This is a genomic window from Geodermatophilus sp. YIM 151500 (assembly GCF_025716945.1).
Classification (GTDB): Bacteria; Actinomycetota; Actinomycetes; order Mycobacteriales; family Geodermatophilaceae; genus YIM-151500.
This window is the reverse complement of record NZ_JAOVZT010000002.1, coordinates 449,796-471,579: the sequence shown is the minus strand read 5'-3', so window position 1 is coordinate 471,579 and position 21,784 is coordinate 449,796. Positions and strand designations below refer to the sequence as shown.

Below are 21,784 nucleotides of genomic sequence, written 5' to 3'. Positions count from 1 at the left end.
CGGGTCACCGCTCCGGGATGACCGGCAGCAGCAGGTAGGACTGGCGGTCGGGACCGGTGTGCACGGTCACGTCCCCGCCGAAGACCTCGGCGGGACGGTCACGGGGGTCGTCGTGCTTGAAGGGCCCGACCCCGTTCCACACGCCCGCGAGCTTCTCCCCCGTGTCGCTGACGTCGCCGGGGTAGACGTAGTCCCGGCCGCGCACGGTGAGCCCGATGCGGTACCCGGCGGGGACCACGATGCAGGTCGGCCAGATCTCGACGTCCAGCTCGTAGATCTCCCCCGGCGTGAGCGGCTCGATCTCGTCGTGCGTGTGGTACGGCCGGTACGGGAGGGTGAGCTCCTTGTCGAGCTTGCGGTGCGAGGCCCGCAGCCAGCCCTGGGCGACCGGCGTGTGGGGATCGAGCGCGCCGTGGAAGACGACCTCCTTGAGGTCGGGACCGAAGACGCGGACGACGAGGAAGAGGTCGGCGTCCTCGGTCGCCGACGACACGAAGAGCTTGGCCGCGACGGGACCGGTGAGCTCCGTCTCGGCCTCCATCGGCGGGGTGAGGAACGTGGCACCGTCCCCGAAGCCGGCGTAGGTCACCGAGGCGTCGCCGTCCGCGGGGCGGTCGGAGAGGGTGAGCCCGGCAGCGTCGAGGTAGTACTCGGTCCACCGCGTCCGTGCCAGCGGCCATTCGTCCTCGTGCCGCTCGACGAAGCGCTCGCCGGGGTGGCGCACCTGCAGCTGCACGGCGGGCTGGGTGTCCCAGCCGGTGTCCTCGCCCTTCAGGAAGTGCCCGAAGAACTTCTTCTGCAGGGCCACGCCGTAGTCGGTGTAGAACTCCGTCCAGTGCTCGAGACCGTGCACCTCGAGCCACTTCTGCTCGCTGGCCGAGCGGACGAAGCCCTCGAAGTTGCCGCGGGGGTGCAGTCCCTGCCCGCCCCAGTTCGCCGACGACAGCAGCGGCACGCGGACCCTGTTCCAGTCCGGCATGCGCGACTGCCAGTACTCGTCGGTGTCGAGCTTGTGCGCCAAGCAGTCCTCGTAGAAGTCGCGCCGGTTGGCGCCCAACTGCTCCTCGGTCAGCGTCTCCGGGCCGGACACCCAGTCGCCGGTGAGCCGGCTCCGGTAGCCGTTGGCGCCCTTGCCGTTCTGGACGCTCCACACCTGGGCCTCCGACCAGGCCTTGGTGAACCCGTTGCAGAAGATCCCGCCGTGGTGGGCCATGTCCCGGTAGAAGTCGGCCGCCCCCTCCCACGTGCAGATGGCCGCGAGGTGCTCCGGCTGCAGGGCGGCGGTCTGCCACTGGTTCTCGGCGAAGTAGGAGATGCCGTTGAGGCCCACCTTGCCGTTGGACCACGGCTGGACGCCGGCCCAGTCGACGCAGATGGCCAGGTCCTGCGCCTCGCGCAGCGACCAGATGTCGATGACGCCCTCGGACGTACCGGCCCCGCGGCTGTCCACCCGGATCACCACGTAGCCGTCCGGCACCCACTTCTCCGGGTCGACGACCTCCCACACCTGGTACTTGTTGGTCGAGCCGGTCGGCACGTCGGGGTGCTCGGTGCACATGAGGTGCCACTGGAACGCGTAGCCGTCCTCGAAGTGCAGCTGCTTGCCGTAGGGGCCGAGCGTCATGATCACCGGGTAGCGACCCTCGGCCGGCGGGCGGTAGACGTCGGCCCGCAGCACGACGCCGTCGTCCATCACGATCGGCACGTCCCAGTCGATCAGCATGCCGTCGCGCAGCTCGGTCTTCTCCCTGTGGCGCATGGAACTCCTTCGTCGTGGTCGGGGTGCGGGGTGGTCCCGGCGGTCGCCGTTCCTCCTGGGCAGGAGCACGTGCCGCCGGCGGGCGGCAGCGGCTCGGGGCTCAGCCGACTTCTCGCTCGGCCTCGATGACGTCCTGCATGAGCAGGTCCCAGACGTGCGCGGTGACGTCCTGGAAGCGCGCGCTCTTGAGCGTGTCCCGGGTCCGCGGGTGCGGGATGCCGACGTCGATGACCTCGTGGATGTGGCTGGGCCGCCCCTTGAGCACCACGACGCGGTCACCCATGAGCACCGCCTCCTCGATGGAGTGGGTCACGAACAGCATCGCGATGGGCCGGCTCTCCCAGATCCGCAGCAGCTCGAACTGCAGGATCTCCCGGGTCTGGGCGTCGATGGCGCTGAACGGCTCGTCCATGAGCAGCACCTGCGGCTCCACGGCCAGCGCGCGGGCGAGGCCGGCCCGCTGCTGCATGCCACCGGAGAGCTGGTGCGGGAAGGCCTTCTCGAAACCCGACAGCCCGACCAGGTCGATGTACTCCGGCACCACCTGGGCGATGCGTTCCTTGGGCGCCTTCTGCAGCTTCAAACCGTAGGCGACGTTGTTGTAGACGTTCTTCCACGGGAAGAGCCCGAAGTGCTGGAAGACCATGCTCACGCCCGGCGTCGGCCCGTCGACGACCGTGCCGTCGATGCTCACCGACCCCGAGTCCAGGCGGGTCAGCCCGTCGATGCTGCGGAGCAGCGTGGTCTTGCCGCAGCCCGAGGGGCCGACGATCGAGACGATCTCGCGGTCCTGGATGGTCAGGTCGATGCCGTCGAAGACGGTGAGGTCGCCGTAGCGCACGCCGGCGCGGGACACCACCACCCGGGGTCCGCCCGCACCGCCGGGGCCCGGGTCGGCGGGACGGGCGGTCGGGACGGCGCCGGTGCCGGCTGGGGATCGCGTCATCGCGGAACTCCTTGTCGGGTCGTCCGCGGTCAGGCGGACGGGACGAGCGGGAGGAGGAGGTAGGACTGCCGGTCCCCACCGGTGTGGACGGTGACCGTGCCGTCGAAGAGCTCGGCGGGACGGTCCTGGGGGTCGTCGTGCACGAACGGGCCGCAGCCGGTCATGGGGTTCTTCATGTTGGACAGGTGCTCGGCCGGGCCGGGGTAGACGTAGTCCTTGCCGCGGACGTCCAGAGTGATCGTGTAGCCGGCGGGGACGACGAGGCAGGTCGGCCAGATCTCGACGTCGACCTCGTACACCTCGCCCGGCTGGAGCGGCTGGACCTCGTCGTGCGTGTGGTACGGCCGGTACGGAAGGCTCAGCTTGTCGTCGAGCTTGCGGTGCGAGGCCCGCAGCCAACCCTGCGCGACGGGCGTGTGCGGATCCAGCGCGCCGTGGAAGACGACCTCCTCGCCCTCGGGCGAGAACACCCGGACCACCAGGAACAGGTCCGCATCCGCGGTGCTGGACTCGACGAAGAGCTTGGCCGCCAGCGGGCCGGTGACCTCCACCTGCTCCGGCAGCGGGCCCAGGGTGAACGAGGCCCCGTCGCCCGTCGTGTCGTAGGCGACCGACGCCTCCGACGACGGCCGGTCGGTGCTCAGCGAGCCGGCACCGGCGTCGAGGTAGAAGCGGGTCCACTCGGTGCGCTCGAGGGGCCAGGACTGCTCGGGCCGCACCACGAAGGTGCTGTCGACGTGCCGGACGTTCAGCTGCACCGGGGGCTGGTCCGGCCAGCCGTTGTCCTCGCCCTTCAGGAAGTGGTCGAAGAAGCGCAGCTGCAGCTCGCGGCCGTAGTCGGTGTAGAAGTGGCTCCAGTGCTCGAGTCCGTGCATCTCCAGCCACTTCTGCGGCGAGGCCGACCGGACGTACCCCTCGACGTTGCCGCGCAGGTGCAGGCCCTGGCCTCCCCAGTTGCCGGCCGACAGCAGCGGGACGGTGATCTTCTCGAAGTCGGGGGTGCGCTCGGCGTAGAGCTCGTCGTCCAGGGGATGGCGGCGGAACTGCACGTCGAGGTCGGTCAGGTTGGCCGCCCGCTCCTCCTCGGACAGCTTCTCGTCGCCGCAGACCAGCAGGCCCGAGTTGGGGTCGCGGGGACCGTCCTCGCCGCGCCCGTGCTGCACCGTCGTCACCTGCATCGGGATCCAGTTGGACACGAACGTGCACAGGATCCCGCCGTGGTGGCTCATGTCCCGGTACCAGTCCGAGGCGCCCTCCCAGACGCAGATGGCGGCCAGGTGCTCCGGCTGCAGGGCGGCGACCTGCCACTGGTTCATCGCGTAGTAGGAGATGCCGTTCAGGCCGACCTTGCCGTTGGACCACGGCTGGGTGCCGGCCCACTCGATGCAGTCGTGGAAGTCCCGGGTCTCGCGGGCCGACCAGAGGTCCATCTTCCCCGGTGACCGGCCCGCGCCCCGGGAGTCGACCCGGACGCAGACGTAGCCGCGGGGCACCCACTTCTCGGGGTCGACGACCTCCCAGTTCTGGAAGCGGTTGGTGGAGCCGGCGGTCACGTCCGGGTGGTTCCTGGCCATGATCTCCCAGGACGTCTCGTAGCCCTGCTGGAACGGCAGGCCCTTGCCGTAGGGGCCGTAGGTGATGAGCACGGGGTGCCGGCCCTCGCCGGTGGGGCGGTAGACGTCGGCGCGCAGGACGAGCCCGTCGTCCATCTCGATCGGCACGTCCCACTCGACGACGATGTCCTCGGGCGTGGTCTCGCGGTGGTGCGCGCCGGGGGTCTCGAACGGGGCCACAGCAGGTCCTCTCTCGGTCGGGTGCCCGCCGCGGCGGGCCCGGGCGAGCCGGGGTGGGGGGTCGGGGAGGTGGGGATCCGGGGTCGGACGGCGTCGTCCGCCCGCGCTACCGGGGTGCGGTCATCGGCCGTACCAGGGCAGGAAGCGCCGCCGGGCCAGCGTGAGCAGGGCCCGGGCGCCGACGACGAAGAGGGTCAGCAGGATGACGCCGACGAAGGCCTCGTTCTGCTGGAAGCTGCGGGTCTGCTGCAGGATCGAGTAGCCCAGTCCCGGGACCCCGGCGAGGAACTCCACGGCGACCGCGGTGACCAGCGCGCGGGCGATGGCCAGCTGCATGCCGGCGATCAGGTACGGGATCGCGTTGCGCAGGGCGATGCCGAACCAGATGTGGTGCAGGCGCGCCCGGAAGGTGTGCGCGACGTCGAGGTACTCCTTGGGGATGGCCCGCGACCCGTCGGCCGTCGTCACGACGATCGGCAGGAAGGCCGACAGCGCCACGGCGACCAGGCGGGTCTCGCTGGTGTAGCCGAGCCAGATCGTCATCAGGGGCACGACCGCGACCATGGGCAGGGTGTAGAGCCCGCTGACGTACGAGGTGAAGAACCAACGGACGACCTTGATCCGACCCATCGCCAGGCCGAGGACCATGCCGGCGACGGCGCCGATGAGCACGCCGTAGACGACGGCGCCGACCGTCGCCCAGGCGTCCTGCCAGAAGGTCTCCGTCACCAGGACCTCGGGGATGGCCGCCGCGACCGCCGTCGGGCGGGCCACGAACTCCGACCCGAGCAGCCGGGCGGCCGCCTCCCACAGCGCCAGCAGCAGCAATCCCGTTCCGGTGCGGAGCAGCCAGGCCGGTGGCTTGCCGCGCTCCCGCCTGGTCGGTCCGGGCGGCACGGCCTGCGGCGTGCCGGAGGGCTCGGCCGGCAGCGGCACCGCCTCCGTCGCCGAGGAGCCGCTGCCCGCCGGGACGCTCACCGGTCTCCCGGCAGCGGGCTCGCGGGTCCCGGTCCCGGTCCCGGTCCCGGTTCGCTTCGTCATCCGGAGAGCCCCTCCCGCCAGCGCGCGTAGCGCCGTTCGACCGCTCCGCTGGCACCCATCAGGCTCACGGCGATGACGGAGATGACCAGCGTGACCGCGAGTGCCCCCGCGGAGTCGTAGTTGGTGGACGCGCGGATGAGCAGGTCGCCCACACCCGTCGCGTTGAGGAACAGCTCGGCGATGATCGTGCCGACCAGCGCCCCGGCGATCCCCTGCTTGATGCCGGTGATGGCGTACGGGACCGTGTACGGGATCACGACGTCCGCCCACAGCTGCCGCTCGCGCGAGCCGTAGGAGTGGGCGACGTCGAGCAGCCGTCCCGGCACGCTGCGCGCTCCCTCCATCGCGCTGATGAGGATCGGGAAGATCGCCGACAGCACGACGACCAGAACCTTCGCGCGGAAGTCGAAGCCGAGCCCGGCGAGGATGAACGGCACCAGCGTGATCACCGGGATCGCGTACAGGGCGTACACGTACGTCTCGACGGCGGCGGTGACCAGCGGGAACCGGGCGAACACCAGCCCCAGGGGCAGGCCGAGGACGATGGACAAGGCCAGGCCGGTCAGGAAGATCCGGCCCGACGCCCACAGCGCCGAGCCGAGCTCCCCGCTGCTGACCAGCTCCGCCAGTCGCGCCATCGTCTCGGTGAAGCTCGCCAGCAGCGTCCCGGCCTCGATCGCCGCCAGCTGCCACACCACCGCCAGCACGACCAGGCTGAGCGCGTACACCGACCACCGGGCCGGCCTCTCGGTCGCGAACACCCGAACCCCCTCGTCGCGGGCTCTCGGATCAGCTGGTGGACTCGACCAGTTCCATGGCCTCCTCGTAGATGCTCGGGTCGACGAGGTCCTCGTAGGACGGGGCCTGGGCCTCGGTGATCGCGCCGGCGTCGATCTGCTCCTGGACGACGCCCATGATCTTCGTCTCGTCGAGCCCGGACCCCTCGGGCCAGAACTCGAAGTCGAGGAACAGCTCGACGGCCTGCTGGGCGACCTCCACCGGCTGCTTGTTGTACTTCGAGGCGATCTCGGCGAAGCGCTCGGTGTTCTCCGGGTTCCGCACGAACTCGTTGGCGTCGATGTAGGCGGCGGTCAGCCGGACGACGGCCTCCCGGTTCTGCTCGATGTAGTCGGTGGTGGCCACCTGCAGGACGTAGTGCGTGTCCGGGTTGACGTCCTTGACCAGGCTCAGGACCTCCTCGACCTGCACGTCCGTGGTGGACTCGATGAAGGCCTCCTCGTCGTAGTGCAGGTTCCCGACGGTGATCTGCCCCTGCACCAGCGCCTGGATGATCGGCGGGCCGGCGAAGTTGACGAACTCGACGTCGTCGACGGTGAGCCCGCAGGAGCCCAGCATGGTGACCGTCGAGTTGTAGCGGGCCCCGCCCGTCTGGTCGACGCCGATGGTCTGGCCACGGAGGTCCTCGCAGCTGGTGATCGACGGGTCCGTCGTGGCGATGTAGTAGTCGGGCTTGTCCATCCCGACCATGCCCGTGACCGGCGCGCCCTGGGCCACGACGTTCACCAGGCTCGACGTCGACGTGAGCGCGGCGTCGAGCTGGCCGCCGATGACGGCGCGGACCGAGTCCGCCCCGTTGGCGAAGTTCTGGAACTCGACGTCGAGGCCGTACTTCTCGAGGAAGCCCTCCTCGTCGGCCACGTGCATCATCAGGCTGCCGTAGACGACCGGCGTCCCGGCGGTGCCGAACGTCATGGAGATGGTGTCCTCGGTCCCGCCCCCGCCCCCGGAGCCGGACCCCGACGCGGGGTCGTCCCCTCCGCAGGCGGTGGCGAGCAGCAGGACGGCGAGGGACGCGGCGGCGACGCCGGTGCGCCGGCCGATCGGACGGAGAGCCATCGCGGGTTACCTCCGGAGGATCACGGACGTGCTGGGGCAGGAGAAGGTGGGACGGGCGGACCGCTCACGGCCCCGTGTACGTGCCGGCGGGCGCCGGGTTGGTGCGGACAAGCTAGCCAGCGTGTGACGCGCGGCACTGCTGCCCCGTGCACAGAACCCGCGGGCGGCTTTTGGGGACACGCACAAGGACGCCCGCCCGCCGTCCCCCGCACGATCGACGACGGCCTCCGGACCCCGGCAGGCCAGCCAGCGCCGTGCGCGGCCGGGTCCGGCGGACCGCGTCGCGCACGGGCACCTGTCCCCTGCGGGCGACGGCCAGGAGGTCGGCGGATGGGCGAGTTCGACGGCGACCCCCGGGCCGGCCGGGTCCCGCGACCGGACGGCGGAGCGCCGGGGGCTGCGCCGCCCGGCGCCCGACCCGCCGGACCCGCCGGAGGCCCGACGGCGGCCTACCCGGCCCTGCGCCGGCCGATCACGGTGGGCGGCCTCCGGCTGGCCAACCGCCTGGTGATGTCGCCCCTCACCACCTACGGCCTGGCGGACCCCGACGGCGCGTCGAACGCCCGGCACCGCGCCTTCTACGAGCGGCGCGCCGCGAGCGGGCTCGGGATGGTCCGCGTCGAGTCGGCGCTCGTCCACGTCTCCGGCACCTGCTGGCCCCACCACCTCGCCGTCCACCACGACCGGTTCGTCCCCGGCCTGGCCGCCCTGGCCCGGGCGATCAAGCGCCACGGGCCCCCGGCGATCCTCCAGCTGCACCACGGGGGCCGCGTCGCGGTCCCGGCGCTCAGCGGGGTGCCGGCGCTGGCCCCCTCCCCCCTCCCCGCACCGGGGCGTCCCGTACCGACGGAGATGACGCACGAGGACGTCGACACGATGGTCGAGGCCTTCGCCGGCGGCGCCCGGCGGGCCCGGTAGGCCGGCTTCGACGGCGTCGAGCTGCACATGGGGACCGCCTACCTGCTGCTGAGCTTCCTGTCCCCGGCCCAGAACGTCCGCACGGACGAGTACGGCCGCGACTTCGAGGGCCGGATGCGGTTCCCGCTGCGGATCATCGACCGGATCCGGGAGACGGTCGGGGGTGACTTCCCGATCGGCGCGCGCATCGTCGGCTCGGACTACCACGACGGCGGGGTGGACCTGGACTACTGCCGGCGCGTGGCGGTCCGCCTGGAGCAGGCGGGGCTGGCCTACCTGGACGTGTCGGCCGGCGTCGGCCCGCGCGCGGTGAGCGACTCCCCGCTGACCATGGGTGGCGGATCGGCGGTGTTCAGCGACTTCGCCGCGGCGGTGAAGTCGGTCGTGTCCGTGCCGGTCATGTCCGTGGGCCGCTACTACACGATGGCGGCCGCGGAGGCGGCCGTGGCCTCCGGCAAGACCGACGTCGTCGCGCTCGGCCGGGCGCTCGTCGCCGATCCGGAGTTCGTGGTCAAGTCGCTCACCGGCCGGGAGTCCGAGGTCGTCCCGTGCATCGGTTGCCAGGCGTGCCACGGCGGGATCACCACGGCCCTCGGCGTCTCCTGCGTGCTGAACCCCGCGACGGGCCACGAGCTGGAACCCGCGCCGGAGCCCGCCGTCCGGGCCCGCCGGGTCCTCGTCCTCGGCAGCGGCGTGGCCGGGCTCGAGCTCGCCCGGGTCGCCGCGGTGCGCGGCCACGACGTCACCGTCGTCACCGGTGAGCTGCCCTTCGGTGGGTTGCTGGCGCTGCGTGCCCGGGTGCCCGGGGCGGCCGAGGTCGGCGACGGCGTGCGCTGGTTCCGCCGGACGCTGTCCGACCGGGGCGTCCGCGTCGTGCGCGACGCCCCCGCCGGGGAGCACGACGTGACGGTCTCCGCCGTCCCCGGCGCTCGACACCCCCTCCCGGCGGTGGCGGGGAGCAGCGCCGTGGTGGGCGCCGAGGACGTCCTGTCCGGTGGCGCACGGCTCGACGGCTCCGTGGACCGGGTCGCGGTCGTCGGCCCCGGCCTGCTCGCCGGCGAGACCGCGCTGTTCCTCGCGGCCACCGGGCGGCGCGTCACCCTGGTGGCCACCGGCGAGCGGGCGATGGCCGACGCGCACCCGCTGGTCGCCGGCACCACGGCGCACCGGCTCGCCCGCCTCGGGGCGCGGACGGTCACCGGGGCCACGCCGCTCGCTCCCGTCGACGGGCACGCGGAGCCGTTCGACCTCGTGGTCGACGCCATGGGCTGGCGGCCGGCCGAGGGGCCCGGCATCCCGGTCGGTGACGACTGGGACGCCTTCGCGCAGCGGCTGCTGGTGCGGAACGCGACCCGGCTGGCGAGGACGCTGTAGCCCTCCCGGCCCGGCCGCCGGGCCCCTGGTGTCGGTACACGGGTGTCAGTACATGACCAGCCCGGCGGAGACGTTCAGGTCGTCGCCGGTGACCGAGGCCGAGCGCGGGGAGGCCAGCCAGGCGACCGCGTGGGCGACGTCGCCGGCCGGCACCAGCCGCTTCAGCGGCGACCCCTCGGCGAAGTCGGCGCGCGCCTCCTCGACGGTGATCCCGCGCGCCTGCGCCTGCTGCTGCAGCACCCACTCGATGCGCTCGCCCTCGACGCCGCCGGGCGAGACGAGGTTGACCCGGACACCGTGCGGGCCGAGCTCCCAGGCCAGCGTGCGCACCATGCCGATGAGCGCGGTCTTCGACGCGGCGTAGGGCGTCCGGTTGACCAGCGGTCGCTTGCCGGTGACCGAGCCGATGACCACCACCGACCCCGACCGGCGGGCGACCATGCCCGGCAGGAACGCCCGGCAGGCGAGGAACGTGCCGGTGACGTTGACGCGGAAGGTGTCCTCCCACTCCTCGGGGTCGATCTCCCACATCGGCTTGCTCGGCCCGCCGACGCCGCTGTTGTTCACCAGGACGTCGACCCGCCCGAACTCCGCCTCCGCCGCCTCGGCCGCGGCCCGGATCGACGCGGGGTCGCGCAGGTCCATCGGGACGACGAGGGCGCGCCGTCCCCCCGCCCGGACCTGCCCGGCCACCTCCTCCATCGGCCCGGTCGAGCGACCGGTGAGCACCACGTCGGCGCCCTCGGCGGCCAGCCGCAGAGCGATCTCCCGGCCGATCCCGGTGCCGGCTCCGGTCACCGCCGCGACGGCGCCCGCGAGCAGCCCGCCGCCTCCCGCCGCCCCGACCGTCGTCCCGCCCGCCGCGGTCACTTGACCGCCACCGGGTTCATGGGCGAGCCGGCCGCCCCGGTGATGGGCAGCGGCGTCGCGGCGAGGAGGAACTCGTACACACCGTCGGCGGCGCAGTCCTCGCCGAGCGCCTGCAGGTCCCAGATCTCGCCGAACGGGATGCCCATGTGCACCAGGGCGACGATGTGCAGCGGCTGGAACAGGTCGACCTCGTTGGGCCGCACCTCGCAGCCCCACGTGTCCGTGGCGATCGCGGCGATGTCGTGCTCGTGCAGCCACGGCGCGGTGTGCAGCGACAGGCCCGGAGCCGGCCCGCCGTTGTAGTCGCCCCACCGGCCGCGGCGGGTCTCGGTCATGCCGGTGCGGACGACGAGGCAGTCGCCGGTCCGGATCTCGACGCCCTGCGCCTCGGCCGTCGCGTCGAGCTCGTCGGCGGTGATCGCGTAGCCGGGGTCGAGCGTCTCGACGCCGCGGAAGCGCGCCACGTCGAGCAGGACACCGCGCATCACCGCGCTGCTCTGCATCACCTCGATGCCGCAGCGCGCGGCTCCCTTGGCGGTGACCTCCCCGGCGTCGAAGCCGTTGTACATCCGGCCCTTCCAGAAGATGTGCGCCAGGCCGTCCCACTGGCTGCCCGACTGGTTCGGCGTGACCAGCACGTCGTCGGAGAAGCCGAAGCCCTTGGACGGGCCGAAGCCGCCGGGCAGCGGGTCCTGCTTGCCGGCCAGGTAGTCGGTGCCGGTCGCCGTCATCATGTTCAGCGGGTTGGCCCGGAAGGACCCGGTCTGCGGGCCGTTGAGGTCCAGCGGCAGCCCCAGCGAGATGACCTTGCCCTGGCGCACCAGGCCGGCGGCGGCGACCACCTGCTCGGGGCCGACGTGGTTGAGGGCGCCGAGCTCGTCGTCCTCGCCCCACCGCCCCCAGTTGGAGAACCGTTCGATGTAGTCGCGGACGACGGAGTCGCCCTCGAACGGGACGTCGTCGGCCGGAAGGCTGGTCATCGTTCCTCCTCGTCGGGTGGGTGGTGCGGACGTCGGTCGGGCGCGGCCGGGACCCGCGGGCCGCGGCTCACGACACCCTCATGTCGGCGGAGTCGCCCGGCCGGTGCAGCCCGAAGGTGAGCGCCGGGTCGCCGGGCACCCAGTCGTTGCGGAACTGGGCGCCCTCGCCGAGCTCGCGGGTTCGGGCCAGCAGGGCCCGACCCACCTCGAGCCGGGCCGGTTCCCACGCGGCCAGCGCGGCGGGCACGTCGCCGCCCGCGCGCAGCAGCGCGTCGGCCAGCGCCCAGACGTCCTCGGCGCCCTTGGCGGTCGCCGCGGCGGCGTGCGGTCGGACGGCGAACGCCGCGTCCCCCACCAGGCAGGTCCGGCCGAACGCCATGCGCGGCACGTCGACGTCGACCATCACCTGCAGGAACGGGGCCTCGTTCTTCACCACGACCTCGGCGATGGGCGGCGGGAGCGTCGCGGCCGCCGTCGACCGCACCTCCGCGACCACCTCGTCCCGCGCCGCGCCGGGTGGCAGCGAGACGTCCCGCCGCCGGCCCTCCCGGTCGGTGAGCAGCTCGTCGAGCGGGCGGCCCTCGGCCACGTTGCGGTACCAGACGACGTTCATCAACCGCCGCCCCGGCGCCACCCCGCCGTCGTAGTGCGGGATCGGGTAGGTGAGCACGTGCGTGTGCGGCTGCACGTGGTAGGTCAGCGCGTCGTCGAGCGCGGCGAAGGTCTCCGGTGCCAGCTCCCGCTCGTCGACGACCCCGCGCCAGGCCACGTAACCCCCGTAGCCGGGCCGCACCCCGGGGAGCATCGTGCGCCGGACGAAGGAGGAGACGCCGTCGGCGCCGACGAGCAGGTCGGCGGTCGCCGTGCGGCCGTCGGCGAAGGCGACCTCGACCCGGTCGCCGTCGTCCCGCACCCCGGTCGCCTCCGCGCCGAGGTGGTAACGGTCGCGGCCGAAGGTCTGCAGCAGCGTGCCGTAGAGCGTGTTGTACCCGGTGAAGTGGTGCCGCCGGGCGGCCTGCGCCAGCACCGACCCGTCGACGTCCAGGTACCGGTGCCAGGCCGCCGTGGTGCTCACCGCCGACAGGTCGAGCAACCGGTTGTCGAGCAGGTAGCGGACCGTCGCCGGGTGCAGCACGATGCCGACGCCGCGGCCCTCGAGCGGGCTGCGCGAGCGCTCGAAGACGTCGACGTCGCAGCCGATGTCGCGGAGGACGAGCGCGGTGGTCAGCCCGATCAGCGACCCGCCGAGCACCGCCACCCGCGGACGCCGGTCCGCGGGCAGCGTCTCCCGGGCGGTGCCGCCGGCGACCGCGGCGGTCACCCGGCACCCGCCGGGGTGCTCTGGCCGGGTGCGGCCGGGCCGCCGGGTCCCCCCGCAGGTGCGGCGGGTGCGCGGCCGCCGCCGGGGCCGCGTGTAGGGTTCCCGCCGCCCGCCGGGCGCCGGCGGGACGGTGCCGGGCGTCCCGCGAGGCGGCCGCCGGGGGGTGGGAGGCGACGGCGATGGACCCCGACCGCCCCGCTCCGCTGCCCGGCTGGGTGCGGGAGACGGCGTCCGGCGTCGACCTCGACGAGCTCTGCGAGCGGGTGGTGGCCCGCGACATCTCCGTCGCCTTCCCCGACCTGGCCACCGACGGCGGTTTCGCCGAGGCGCTGCGCTCCAGCGTCCGGGAGAACCTGGCGCTCCTGCAGCAGGTGCTCACCGGCCGGTTGCCGCTGGCCGCGGTCCGGCTCGAGCAGCCGCTGGAGTTCGCCCGCGTGCAGGCCGAGCTGCGCGTTCCGCAGACCGCCCTGCAGCGCTCCTACCGGGTGGGCTTCGGCACGATGTGGGAGGCCTGGGCGGCCCGGCTGTGCGCGGTGGCCGCCGAGCGGGACGTTCCCCGCGACGAGGCGCTCCGCGCCCTGGCCGACCTGACCGGCGCGATCCTCGGCTACCAGGACCACGTCGCCTCCCAGGTCGCGGAGAACTACGCGCGGGTCGACGACGCGCTCAGCCGCTCGCGCGCCCACGTCCGGCAGGGCCTGGTCCGCGAGATCCTGCGCGGCGACCCGGCGTCGCTCGCCCCGTCGGACCTGATCACGCTCGACCACGACCTGGCCGCCCACCACGTCGCCGTCCTGCTGCCCCGGATCGCCGAGGGCGCCGCCGGCCAGCTGCTGCTCGGGCTGCGGGCGCGGACGACCGTGCGGCAGAGCCTGGTCCACCCGCTCGACCTGACCCGCACCGCCGTCTGGCTGACCTCGCCCACCGGCTGGTCCGGGGACCTCCTCGACCGCCTGCGCGAGGGGCTGGTCGCCAGCGGCGTCGCAGCATCGGTGAGCGACCCGCACGCGGGGATCGCCGGCTTCCGCGAGGCCTTCCGGCAGGCCGAGGACGTCGAGCGGGTGCGGGTGGCGTGGGGCCCCGCGTCCGCGCCGCGGGTGCTGGCCCACTCCGACGTCGCGCTGGAGATCCTGCTGCTGCGCGACCCCGGGCGGGCCCGGCGTTTCGTGCAGGCCGAGCTGCGCGGCCTGGCCGAGGCGACCCCGGAGGCCGAGCGGCTGCGCGAGACGCTGGAGGCCTCCGCCCGCCTCGGCAGCCACGTCGCGGTGGCCGAGCACCTGGGGCTGCACGAGCACACCGTGCGCAACCGGCTGCACCGCGCCGAGGAGTACCTCGGCCACCCGCTCGCCGACCGGCGCACCGAGGTCCAGGTCGCGCTGCGCCTGCACCGGTTGCTCGCCGGCGCCGCCTGACGGCGCCGGCCGGCCGGCCCCGCCGTCCGGACCGCCGTCCGGACCGCCGTCCGCGGTCACTGCCCGGCCAGGCGCTGCAGGACGCCGTAGACGCAGGCGGTGTCCTCGCCGAGCCGGCCCTGGGCCACGGCGGCGTGGTACAGCACCGCGCTGGCCGCGAACAGCGGTGTCGGGCTGGCCACGCTCGCGGCGAACCCGGCGATCAGCGCGTTGTCCTTCAACATCGTGGCGACGGTGGCGGTGGGCTCGTCGAAGCGGCCGGCCGCCATGAGCGGGCCGCGGACCTGGAGCATCCGGGAGCCACCCGCCCCGTCGCCGACGGCGGCGAGGACCGTGTCCAGGTCGAGCCCGGCGCGCTGGGCCAGCAGCAGGGCCTCCGCCGCGGCGACGTTGTGCACCGCGACCAGCAGGTTGGCCACCAGCTTCATCGTGGTGCCCTGGCCGAAGGCGCCCAGGTCGTGCTGCGCCCGGGTGAAGGCCACCAGCACCGGCAGGGCTCGCTCCTTGGCCTCCGGATCCCCGCTCAGGTAGGCGATGAGGTCTCCGTCGCGGGCCTGCTGGCCGGTGCCGCTCATCGGGCAGTCGAGCAGGGTGGCCCCGAAGGCGGCCGCCCGCCGCCGGCCCTCCTCCTTGGTCTCCGGCGAGAGGGTGCTCGTCTCCACGACGACCAGGCCCGGGCGGGCACCGGCCGCCAGGCCCTGTTCGCCGTCGACCACGGCGAGCAGGGCCGCCGCGCTGGGCAGCGAGGTGACCACCACGTCGGTCGCCGCCGCGACCTCCGCGGGGCTGGCGCACACGCTGCCCCCGCGGGCCTCGTGCTGCGCCCGGCGGCCGGCGTCGACGTCGAAGCCCAGCACCGGGAAGCCGGCGGCGAGCAGGTGCCCGCTCATCGCCGAACCCATCACGCCGAGGCCGACGAAGCCGACCGGCTCCGGGGTGACGACCGGGTCCGGGGTCACGCCGCACCTCCCGACCGCAGGAATCCGCGCAGCGCGGTGGCGAACTGCTCCGGCTGCTCCAGCACGCCGGCGTGCCGGGCCGGCGACAGCCAGACCAGCTGCGCACCGGGGAGCTGCCCGGCGAGCTCGCGCGCGGCGGCGGTGAACGGCGGCGCGTCGTCCTCGCCGCACACCACGAGCGTGGGAGCGGTGATCTGGCCGACGTCGCCGGTGAGGTCGGCGGCCTCCAGCGCGCGGCAGGCCAGGCCGTAGCCGGCCGGGTCCCCGGCGAGGAAGGCCCGGCGGGCCTGCTCGACCACCGGGCCGCCCTCGGCGAGCAGCCCGGCGGTGAACCAGAGGGCGAGCGTCGGGTCGACGAACGGCTCGAGGCCCTCGCGGGGAGCGCGCTCGGCGCGCTCGCGCCACATCTGCCGCATCTGGTCGGGGTAGACCGACACGGCGTCGACGACGACCAGCCGCCGCACCAGGTCCGGTGCCCCGGCCGCCAGCCGCTGGGCGACGAGGCCGCCGAGCGAGACGCCGACCACGTCGGCGGGCACCGCACCGGCCTCGCGCAGCAGCGCCGCGGCCTGGTCGGCGAGGTCCTCGACCGTGTAGGGCTGCCCGGGCACCGGCGTCGCCCCGTGGCCGGGGAAGTCGTAGGTGAGCACCTCGAAGCCGGGCAGCGCCGGGACGACGCCGTCCCAGAAGCGGTGGTCGACGCCCAGCGGGTGCAGCATCAGCACCGGCGGCCCGTCACCGGACCGGTGCAGGACCGGGGCGGGCAGCGCCGGGCCGCTCATGCCCGTCCCCCGGGGGCCGCGGCGCGGAGGTCGGGCAGCGTCGACCCGCCGGGCACCGGCGTCCGGGCGACGTTCATGACCATCGCCAGGGTCGTGTAGTAGCCGGCGGTCACGACGAGCTCGACGATCCCGGCGTCGCCGAGCTCGGCCATCGCCCGGTCGAACGTCGCGTCGGAGACGCCACGGGTCCGGTGCAGCTCGTCCAGCAGGTCCCAGACGGCCGCGGCGGCCGGGTCCATCCCCTCCGGCCGCCGGTCGGCCGCGATCGCGTCGGCGACGGCCGGTTCGAGCCCGGCCTCCAGGGCCAGCGGGTGGTGGAAGGACCACTCGAAGTGCTGGTCCCAGCGGCGGGAGATCCACAGGATGGCCATCTCGAACAGCCGCCGCTCCAGGCCGCCGGCGAAGCGCAGGTGCTCGCCCACCTTCTGCACCCGGGTCATCAGCTCGGGGCTGCGCAGCAGCGGGGCGAACGGTCCGATCACCCCGCCGCGCGGGCCGGAGCTGATCTCGGCGACGGCGTCCCGCTGCGCGGGGGTGAGCTGGTCGTCGGGGGGCAGCGGCAGCCGGTCCGGACCCCCGGCCGCGTTCGCCGGCGGTGCGGTGCCCGTGCGCGCGCCCGCGAGCTCGCTCACGCGTCCTCCGCCCCGGAGCCGCCAGACTTGAGCGCGTCGTTGACCTGGGGCATGACCTTGGTGGCCATCAGCTCCATCGAGCGCCGGGCCAGCTCGGGGTCGACCCAGTCCAGCCCCGCGTAGACCAACTCGCCGAAGTCACCGGTCTGCTCGCGCAGCGCCAGGATCTGCTCGGCCACCGAGTCCGGCGTGCCGGTGATGACCAGGTCGTCGAGGACGCCGTCGAGCGTGACCTCCTCGTCGGGCTGTTCCCGCGAGGTCTTGAACAGCCCCAGCCGGCCGAGCGCCCGCATCTTGCCGAGCATCTTCGTGTAGTAGTACCGGTACGGGCTGTTCTCGTCGGCCCGCCCGTAGGCCTCGGCGACCGATGCGTCGTCGGCGACGAAGACCGTGCGCGCCACGCGCCAGTCGGCCGGCGACGCCGTGCCGCCCACCGATTCCCGGCCCTCCACGTAGTTGGGCCAGTGGGTGGCCACCCACTGCGGCAGCAGGAAGTTCGCCGAGAGCGGGTGGAAGTCGCGCGCCCCCATGGCGGTGACGCCCTTGGAGAAGGGGGCGACCACGGTGCCCACGATCTCCGGCCGCGGCTGCTGCAGCGGCTTGCCGACGATGCCCACGCCGACGTCGCCGTCGTACGTGCTCGCGGTGGTGACCGTGAAGCGCCCGCCGGGCGAGGTGATGTCGTAGGGCGGGTCGAGCTCCCACAGCCGGGTGATGACGTCGATGGCCTCGGCGAAGATCTCGTTGCGGTCCTGGCCGAGGATGCCGATCAGCTCGGCGTCCGAGGGCAGCGCGCCCGGGCTGATGCCGAGGATGAACCGGCCGCCGGAGAGGTGGTCGAACATCGCGCTGTTCACCGCGACCAGGGCCGGGTGCATGTGCGACAGGTTCGTCGTCCCGGTGGCCAGCCTGATCTGCGTGGTCTCGGGGATCAGCGTGGCCAGGAACAGCAGGCTGTTGGTGATGTTCTCGTGGCGGTCGGTGAGGTGCTCCCCGATGAAGGCGTCGTGGAAGGCCAGCCGGTCGGCCAGGATCACCGCCTCCCGGTCCTCGCGCAGCGTGTCCGCCCACGTCCGGCCCTGCGGGTGCATCGGCATGGCGAAGTAGCCCAGTCTCACGGCGATCTCCTCGTCGGCCACCGTCGTCGTCGATCGGTCGGAGGCCAGTCAAGGGCCCGCGGGCGCGCGAGGCAGTGTCGCCGGCCGTGAAGTTGACCTGGCCGCGATGACGGCCTCCGCCATCGCGCGCGGCGGCGGGACGCCGCTTCACTGGACGCCGACGGCACCCGGCCCAGCGCCGGGGCCACCTCGCGGAAGGACGGCCTCCTCGTGACTGCTCCCGGCACGGCCGGTGACCCGCCGGTCGACGCGGCCACGTTCCGCCACGTGGTCGGCCACCTCGCCAGCGGCGTGACGCTGGTGACCACGAGCACCGACCGGGGCCGCTTCGGCATGACCGCGAGCTCGGTGACGTCGCTGTCGCTGGACCCGCCGATGATGCTGGCCTGCCTCAACAAGTCGTCGACGACCTGCGCCGCGGTCTCCTCGGCCGGTGCCTACGCGGTCAACGTCCTGGGCCAGGGGCAGGGGCACCTCGCCCAGCAGTTCGCCTCGCCGGCCCCGGACAAGTTCGCCGGCCTCCGCGTGGCCCGCGGGGTGCTGGGGGTGCCGGTGCTGTCCGACGCCCTGGCGCGCATCGAGTGCGAGGTGGTGGAGGAGGTCGGTGCCGCGACGCACACGATCTTCCTCGGCCGGGTGGTCTCGGCCGAGGCCGACGAGGGCAGCCCGCTGACCTACTTCCGCGGCGGATTCGGCCGCTTCGAGTTCGCCCGCGACGACGAGGTCTACCAGCGGGCGCGGTTGCAGGTGCTGGAGCGGATGTACGCCCCGGACGCCGTGCTGCACCTCGACGACCTCGCCTACTCGCTCGGGGTGGACAAGCCGGCGGCGTTCTACGCCCTGACCCGGCTGACCGCCGACGGGCTGGTCCGCCGCGACCCCGAGCGCGGCTACGTGGTCGTGCCCTTCGACCTGCGGACCTCCGACGAGACGTTCGCGGCCCGCTGCGCGATCGAGCTCGGCGTCATCGACATGGTCGTCGGCCGGGTGCCCGAGGCGGAGGTGGCCGAGCTGCGGCACCGGTTCGAGGCCATGGCGGCGCTGCTGGTCGGCGAACGTTTCGTCGACTTCGACGGCTACCTGGACGCCAACTACGCCTTCCACGAGACGCTGGTCTCGCTGGCCCACAGCGCCCCGCTGACGACGGCGTTCGCCCAGCTGCACATCAAGAGCGTGATGACGCGCAGCTTCGGCGTCACCCCGGTGACCTCGCAGAGCTTCATCGAGGCCCAGCGCGGCATCACCGAGGGCGTCGAGCGCGGGGACGCCGACGCGGCGCGAGCGGCCGTCTACCGCTACACCGAGCTGGCCACGCAGCGGGTGCGGCAGATCCTGGAGCAGACCGGCGGCCGGCTCTGAGCCGCCGTCCGAGCCACCCTCCGGGCCGACCGGGGTCAGACCGCGACCGTCTCCCCGTGCGGACCCCCGGGCGCGGCGCCGCGGGCGGTGATCGCCGCCCGGACCTCCGCCGGGCCGGCCCCGGCGGCCAGCAGCGCCCACAGCAGCAGCCGGGCCTTGCGGCCGTCCAGCCAGCCGGCGGGCACGGCGCCGCGGGCCAGCAGGTCCCGCTCCGAGCCGACGAACCCGTAGGTGCCGGTGAGCACCGGCCCGGCGCCGGTGCGGCTGGCCAGGACCACCGGGCAGCGCGGCGCGACCTCGCCCACGACCTCGGCGGCCGCCGCCGACAGGTGCCCGGCGCCGAAGCCGGCGAGCACGATCCCGTCGTACCCGGCGTCGGCCACGGAACGGAGCAGGTCGCCGCGGTCGCCCAGGTGCGTCTCCAGCAGCGCGACCCGCGGATCGGCGTCCGGCCGCGGCGCCGGCAGCGCCGGCCAGCGCGCCGCCGGGGCGGCGAAGGTGACGCGGCGTTCGTGCACCCTGCCCACCGGGCCGAAGGGGACCGAGGTGAAGGCGTGCGCGGCGACGGTGTCGGTCTTGCGGACCCGCGCGGCCGCGTGCACGTCGTCGTCGAGGACCACGAGGACGCCGCGGTCCCGCGCCGCGGCGTCGGCCGCCACCACCGCGGCGGCCAGCACGTTCGCCGGCCCGTCGGGGCCGGCCGCGGTCGGCGGGCGCATCGCGCCGGTCACCACGAGCGGCTCCGGCCGGTCCCACAGCAGGTCCAGGAGGTAGGCGGTCTCCTCGATGGTGTCGGTGCCCTGGACCACGACGACGCCGTCCACGGGCTGCTCCCGCGCCCACGCCGCCACCGCCGCGACGTCCGGGGGGGTGAGCCAGGCGCCGGGCTCGGTGCGCAGCGTGGTGGCCGTCAGCTCGGCGACCTCGGCGAGCCCGGGCACCGAACGGACCAGGTCGGCCGCCTGCAGCGACGGCGTGACGCCGGCCCCCGCCGAGGCCGCCGTCATCGTGATCGTGCCGCCCAGCGACGCGACCGCCACCCGCGCCGCGCCCGCGCCACCTGCCACCGTGCCCCCGCCTGCGGCCACCGTGCCCGACCTCCCGTCCCGCCGCCGGCCGGTCCGGCGGCGCCCCACCGTACGGCCCACCGCCCGGACACCCCGAGGAGCACCTCCCCATGGCCGACCTGGACCTGCTGATCGCCGGGGGCACCGTCGTCGACCCGACCGGGCGGCGGCGGCTGTCCGTGGGGGTGCGCGACGGCGTCGTCGTCCACGTCGGCCCCGGGACGCCGGCGGCCCGGACCACCGTCGACGCCGCCGGGCTGCTGGTGCTCCCCGGCGGGGTGGACACCCACGTGCACCTCATGGACCCGGGCAGCCCCGAGCGGGAGGACTTCCCGACCGGGACGTCGGCGGCCGCCGCCGCGGGCGTGACCACGATCGTCGAGCACACCCACGGCAGCCCGGTCCGGACGGTCGGCGACCTGCGGGACAAGACCGCCTACCTGCACGACCGGGCCGAGGTGGACTTCGGCCTGGCCGCCCACGCCTGGCCCGGAGCCGCCGCCGAGGTCGAGGCGCTGTGGGCCGCCGGCATCACCTTCTTCAAGGTCTTCACCTGCACCACGCACGGGGTGCCCGGCCACGACGCGGCGCGGCTGCACGAGCACCTCACCGCCTCCGCGCGGGTCGGGGCGGTGAGCCTGCTGCACTGCGAGGACGAGTCGCTCACCGAGGCCGCCGAGGCGCTGCTGCGGGCGTCCGGCCGCGTCGACGGCGGCATCCTCCCCGACTGGCGCAACCGCGACGCGGAGCTGGTGGCCGCCGCCGTCGCCGGCCTGCTCGTGCGCCGCACCGGCGCGCGGGCGACGGTCGCGCACGTCAGCCACCCCGAGGTGGCCGGCTACCTCGCGCAGGAGCGCGCGCGGGGCGCCGGGCTGCAGGCCGAGGGCTGCCCACAGTACTTCCTGCTGCGCGAGGAGGAGGTGCTCGAGGAGGGTGCGCTGCGCAAGTTCACGCCGCCGGCCCGCGCCCGCACCGACGACGACGAGGCGGAGATGTGGCGGCTGCTGCGCAGCGGCGTCCTCACCCACATGTCCAGCGACCACGCGCCCTCGACCCTGGAGCAGAAGCGGGCGGGTGACATCTGGAACGTGCACTTCGGGCTGCCCGGGCTCGACAGCACGATGGCGCTGCTGCTCGACGCCGTCGCCCGCGGGCACCTCTCCCACGAGGACGTCGTCCGGGTCTACTGCGAGCGGCCGGCGCAGATCTACGGCCTGTGGCCGCGCAAGGGCCGGATCGGCGTCGGCGCCGACGCGGACCTCGTCCTCGTCGACCCCGGTGCGCAGCGCACCCTCCGCTCCGAGGACGTGCTCTCGAAGGCCGGCTGGACCCCGTACGCCGGCCGGACGGTGCGCGGACGGGTCGTCCGGACGTACCTGCGCGGAAGGCTCGTGGCCGAGGAGGGCCGCCCGCTCGGCGAGCGGACCGGCCGCTTCGTGCCCGGGCGCGGTGCCGCCCCCCGCTGACCGCGTGGCGCCGGAGCGCGTGGTGCCGGAGCGCCCCGGCCGGGCAGGTCGCCGCCCCGCGCCGTCCGCCGCCGCGTGCGGGGGACGGCACGGTGGTGGGCTTGCCCCGCGGGGCGGCACCACCTAGGGT

Annotated in this window: 18 protein-coding genes and 1 pseudogene; 5 read left to right on the top strand and 14 right to left on the bottom strand. The window is 74.3% G+C overall.

Features of this window, described 5'->3' with window-relative positions; translation table 11 throughout:
- Window positions 1-4 precede the first annotated feature (4 nt).
- The 6 genes from OF117_RS05730 to OF117_RS05705 all read right to left on the bottom strand — a co-directional run bounded on the left by OF117_RS05730 (window position 5) and on the right by OF117_RS05705 (window position 7,396).
- Window positions 5-1,759, bottom strand: coding sequence for a CocE/NonD family hydrolase (locus tag OF117_RS05730; protein WP_263551842.1), 1,755 nt, complete (start codon window positions 1,757-1,759; stop codon window positions 5-7).
- Between the two features lie 100 nt (window positions 1,760-1,859).
- Window positions 1,860-2,705, bottom strand: a complete 846-nt coding sequence (locus tag OF117_RS05725) for an ABC transporter ATP-binding protein (protein ID WP_263551841.1) — start codon at window positions 2,703-2,705, stop codon at window positions 1,860-1,862.
- A 29-nt stretch (window positions 2,706-2,734) separates the two neighbouring features.
- Window positions 2,735-4,498 (bottom strand): CocE/NonD family hydrolase, encoded by a 1,764-nt coding sequence (locus OF117_RS05720; protein WP_263551840.1) that lies wholly within the window; start codon window positions 4,496-4,498, stop codon window positions 2,735-2,737.
- A 120-nt stretch (window positions 4,499-4,618) separates the two neighbouring features.
- A complete protein-coding gene (locus OF117_RS05715) occupies window positions 4,619-5,476 on the bottom strand; it encodes an ABC transporter permease (protein WP_263551839.1) in 858 nt (285 codons plus the stop codon).
- Window positions 5,477-5,535: 59 nt separating this feature from the next.
- Window positions 5,536-6,300: an ABC transporter permease gene (locus tag OF117_RS05710; protein WP_263551838.1), complete on the bottom strand. Its 765-nt coding sequence runs from the start codon at window positions 6,298-6,300 to the stop codon at window positions 5,536-5,538.
- A gap of 28 nt (window positions 6,301-6,328) precedes the next feature.
- Entirely contained in the window at window positions 6,329-7,396 is a 1,068-nt protein-coding gene (locus OF117_RS05705) for an ABC transporter substrate-binding protein (protein WP_263551837.1), read from the bottom strand.
- A 330-nt stretch (window positions 7,397-7,726) separates the two neighbouring features.
- Between OF117_RS05705 and OF117_RS05700 the strand changes: the two are divergent.
- Together OF117_RS05700 and OF117_RS05695 are read left to right on the top strand one after the other, a co-directional pair.
- Window positions 7,727-8,839 (top strand): annotated as a pseudogene (locus OF117_RS05700) (NADH:flavin oxidoreductase); the annotation flags it as partial.
- Window positions 8,822-9,688, top strand: coding sequence for an NAD-binding protein (locus tag OF117_RS05695; RefSeq protein WP_263551986.1), 867 nt, complete (start codon window positions 8,822-8,824; stop codon window positions 9,686-9,688). The pseudogene OF117_RS05700 and the gene OF117_RS05695, both read left to right, overlap by 18 nt.
- A 45-nt stretch (window positions 9,689-9,733) precedes the next feature.
- On the opposite strand, the gene OF117_RS05690 is transcribed toward OF117_RS05695, so the two are convergent.
- The 3 genes from OF117_RS05690 to OF117_RS05680 form a co-directional block, all read right to left on the bottom strand.
- A complete protein-coding gene (locus OF117_RS05690) occupies window positions 9,734-10,558 on the bottom strand; it encodes an SDR family NAD(P)-dependent oxidoreductase (RefSeq protein ID WP_263551836.1) in 825 nt (274 codons plus the stop codon).
- A complete protein-coding gene (locus OF117_RS05685; RefSeq protein WP_263551835.1) occupies window positions 10,555-11,538 on the bottom strand; it encodes a cyclase family protein in 984 nt (327 codons plus the stop codon). Before OF117_RS05685 ends, OF117_RS05690 begins: the two co-directional genes overlap by 4 nt.
- Before the next feature lie 67 nt (window positions 11,539-11,605).
- On the bottom strand, window positions 11,606-12,859 hold the full coding sequence (locus OF117_RS05680) for an FAD-dependent monooxygenase (RefSeq protein ID WP_263551834.1): 1,254 nt from the start codon (window positions 12,857-12,859) through the stop codon (window positions 11,606-11,608).
- A gap of 179 nt (window positions 12,860-13,038) precedes the next feature.
- Between OF117_RS05680 and OF117_RS05675 the strand changes: the two genes are divergently transcribed.
- Window positions 13,039-14,271 carry a PucR family transcriptional regulator gene (locus OF117_RS05675; protein ID WP_263551833.1) on the top strand — a complete coding sequence of 411 codons (1,233 nt, stop codon included), beginning with the start codon at window positions 13,039-13,041 and terminating at the stop codon, window positions 14,269-14,271.
- A gap of 56 nt (window positions 14,272-14,327) precedes the next feature.
- Here the strand turns inward: OF117_RS05675 and OF117_RS05670 are convergent, their stop codons facing one another.
- From OF117_RS05670 to OF117_RS05655, 4 genes are read right to left on the bottom strand one after another with little or no spacing between them, the layout of a single operon-like run.
- The gene (locus tag OF117_RS05670) at window positions 14,328-15,230 is read right to left on the bottom strand and encodes an NAD(P)-dependent oxidoreductase (protein ID WP_263551832.1); all 903 of its coding nucleotides are present in this window, start codon (window positions 15,228-15,230) and stop codon (window positions 14,328-14,330) included.
- Window positions 15,227-16,012, bottom strand: a complete 786-nt coding sequence (locus tag OF117_RS05665; protein WP_263551831.1) for an alpha/beta fold hydrolase — start codon at window positions 16,010-16,012, stop codon at window positions 15,227-15,229. The genes OF117_RS05670 and OF117_RS05665 overlap by 4 nt, the downstream gene beginning before the upstream one ends.
- Window positions 16,009-16,644 carry a carboxymuconolactone decarboxylase family protein gene (locus OF117_RS05660; RefSeq protein ID WP_263551830.1) on the bottom strand — a complete coding sequence of 212 codons (636 nt, stop codon included), beginning with the start codon at window positions 16,642-16,644 and terminating at the stop codon, window positions 16,009-16,011. The genes OF117_RS05665 and OF117_RS05660 overlap by 4 nt, the downstream gene beginning before the upstream one ends.
- Entirely contained in the window at window positions 16,641-17,762 is a 1,122-nt protein-coding gene (locus OF117_RS05655) for an LLM class flavin-dependent oxidoreductase (protein ID WP_263551829.1), read from the bottom strand. Before OF117_RS05655 ends, OF117_RS05660 begins: the two co-directional genes overlap by 4 nt.
- Before the next feature lie 210 nt (window positions 17,763-17,972).
- On the opposite strand from OF117_RS05655, the gene OF117_RS05650 reads away from it, so the two are divergent.
- A complete protein-coding gene (locus tag OF117_RS05650) occupies window positions 17,973-19,121 on the top strand; it encodes a flavin reductase (RefSeq protein WP_263551828.1) in 1,149 nt (382 codons plus the stop codon).
- 35 nt (window positions 19,122-19,156) lie between these two features.
- Here the strand turns inward: OF117_RS05650 and OF117_RS05645 are convergent, their stop codons facing one another.
- Window positions 19,157-20,209: an asparaginase gene (locus OF117_RS05645; RefSeq protein ID WP_263551827.1), complete on the bottom strand. Its 1,053-nt coding sequence runs from the start codon at window positions 20,207-20,209 to the stop codon at window positions 19,157-19,159.
- Window positions 20,210-20,298: 89 nt separating this feature from the next.
- On the opposite strand from OF117_RS05645, the gene OF117_RS05640 reads away from it, so the two are divergent.
- The gene (locus OF117_RS05640; RefSeq protein ID WP_263551826.1) at window positions 20,299-21,654 is read left to right on the top strand and encodes a dihydroorotase; all 1,356 of its coding nucleotides are present in this window, start codon (window positions 20,299-20,301) and stop codon (window positions 21,652-21,654) included.
- The last annotated feature ends 130 nt before the right edge of the window (window positions 21,655-21,784 follow it).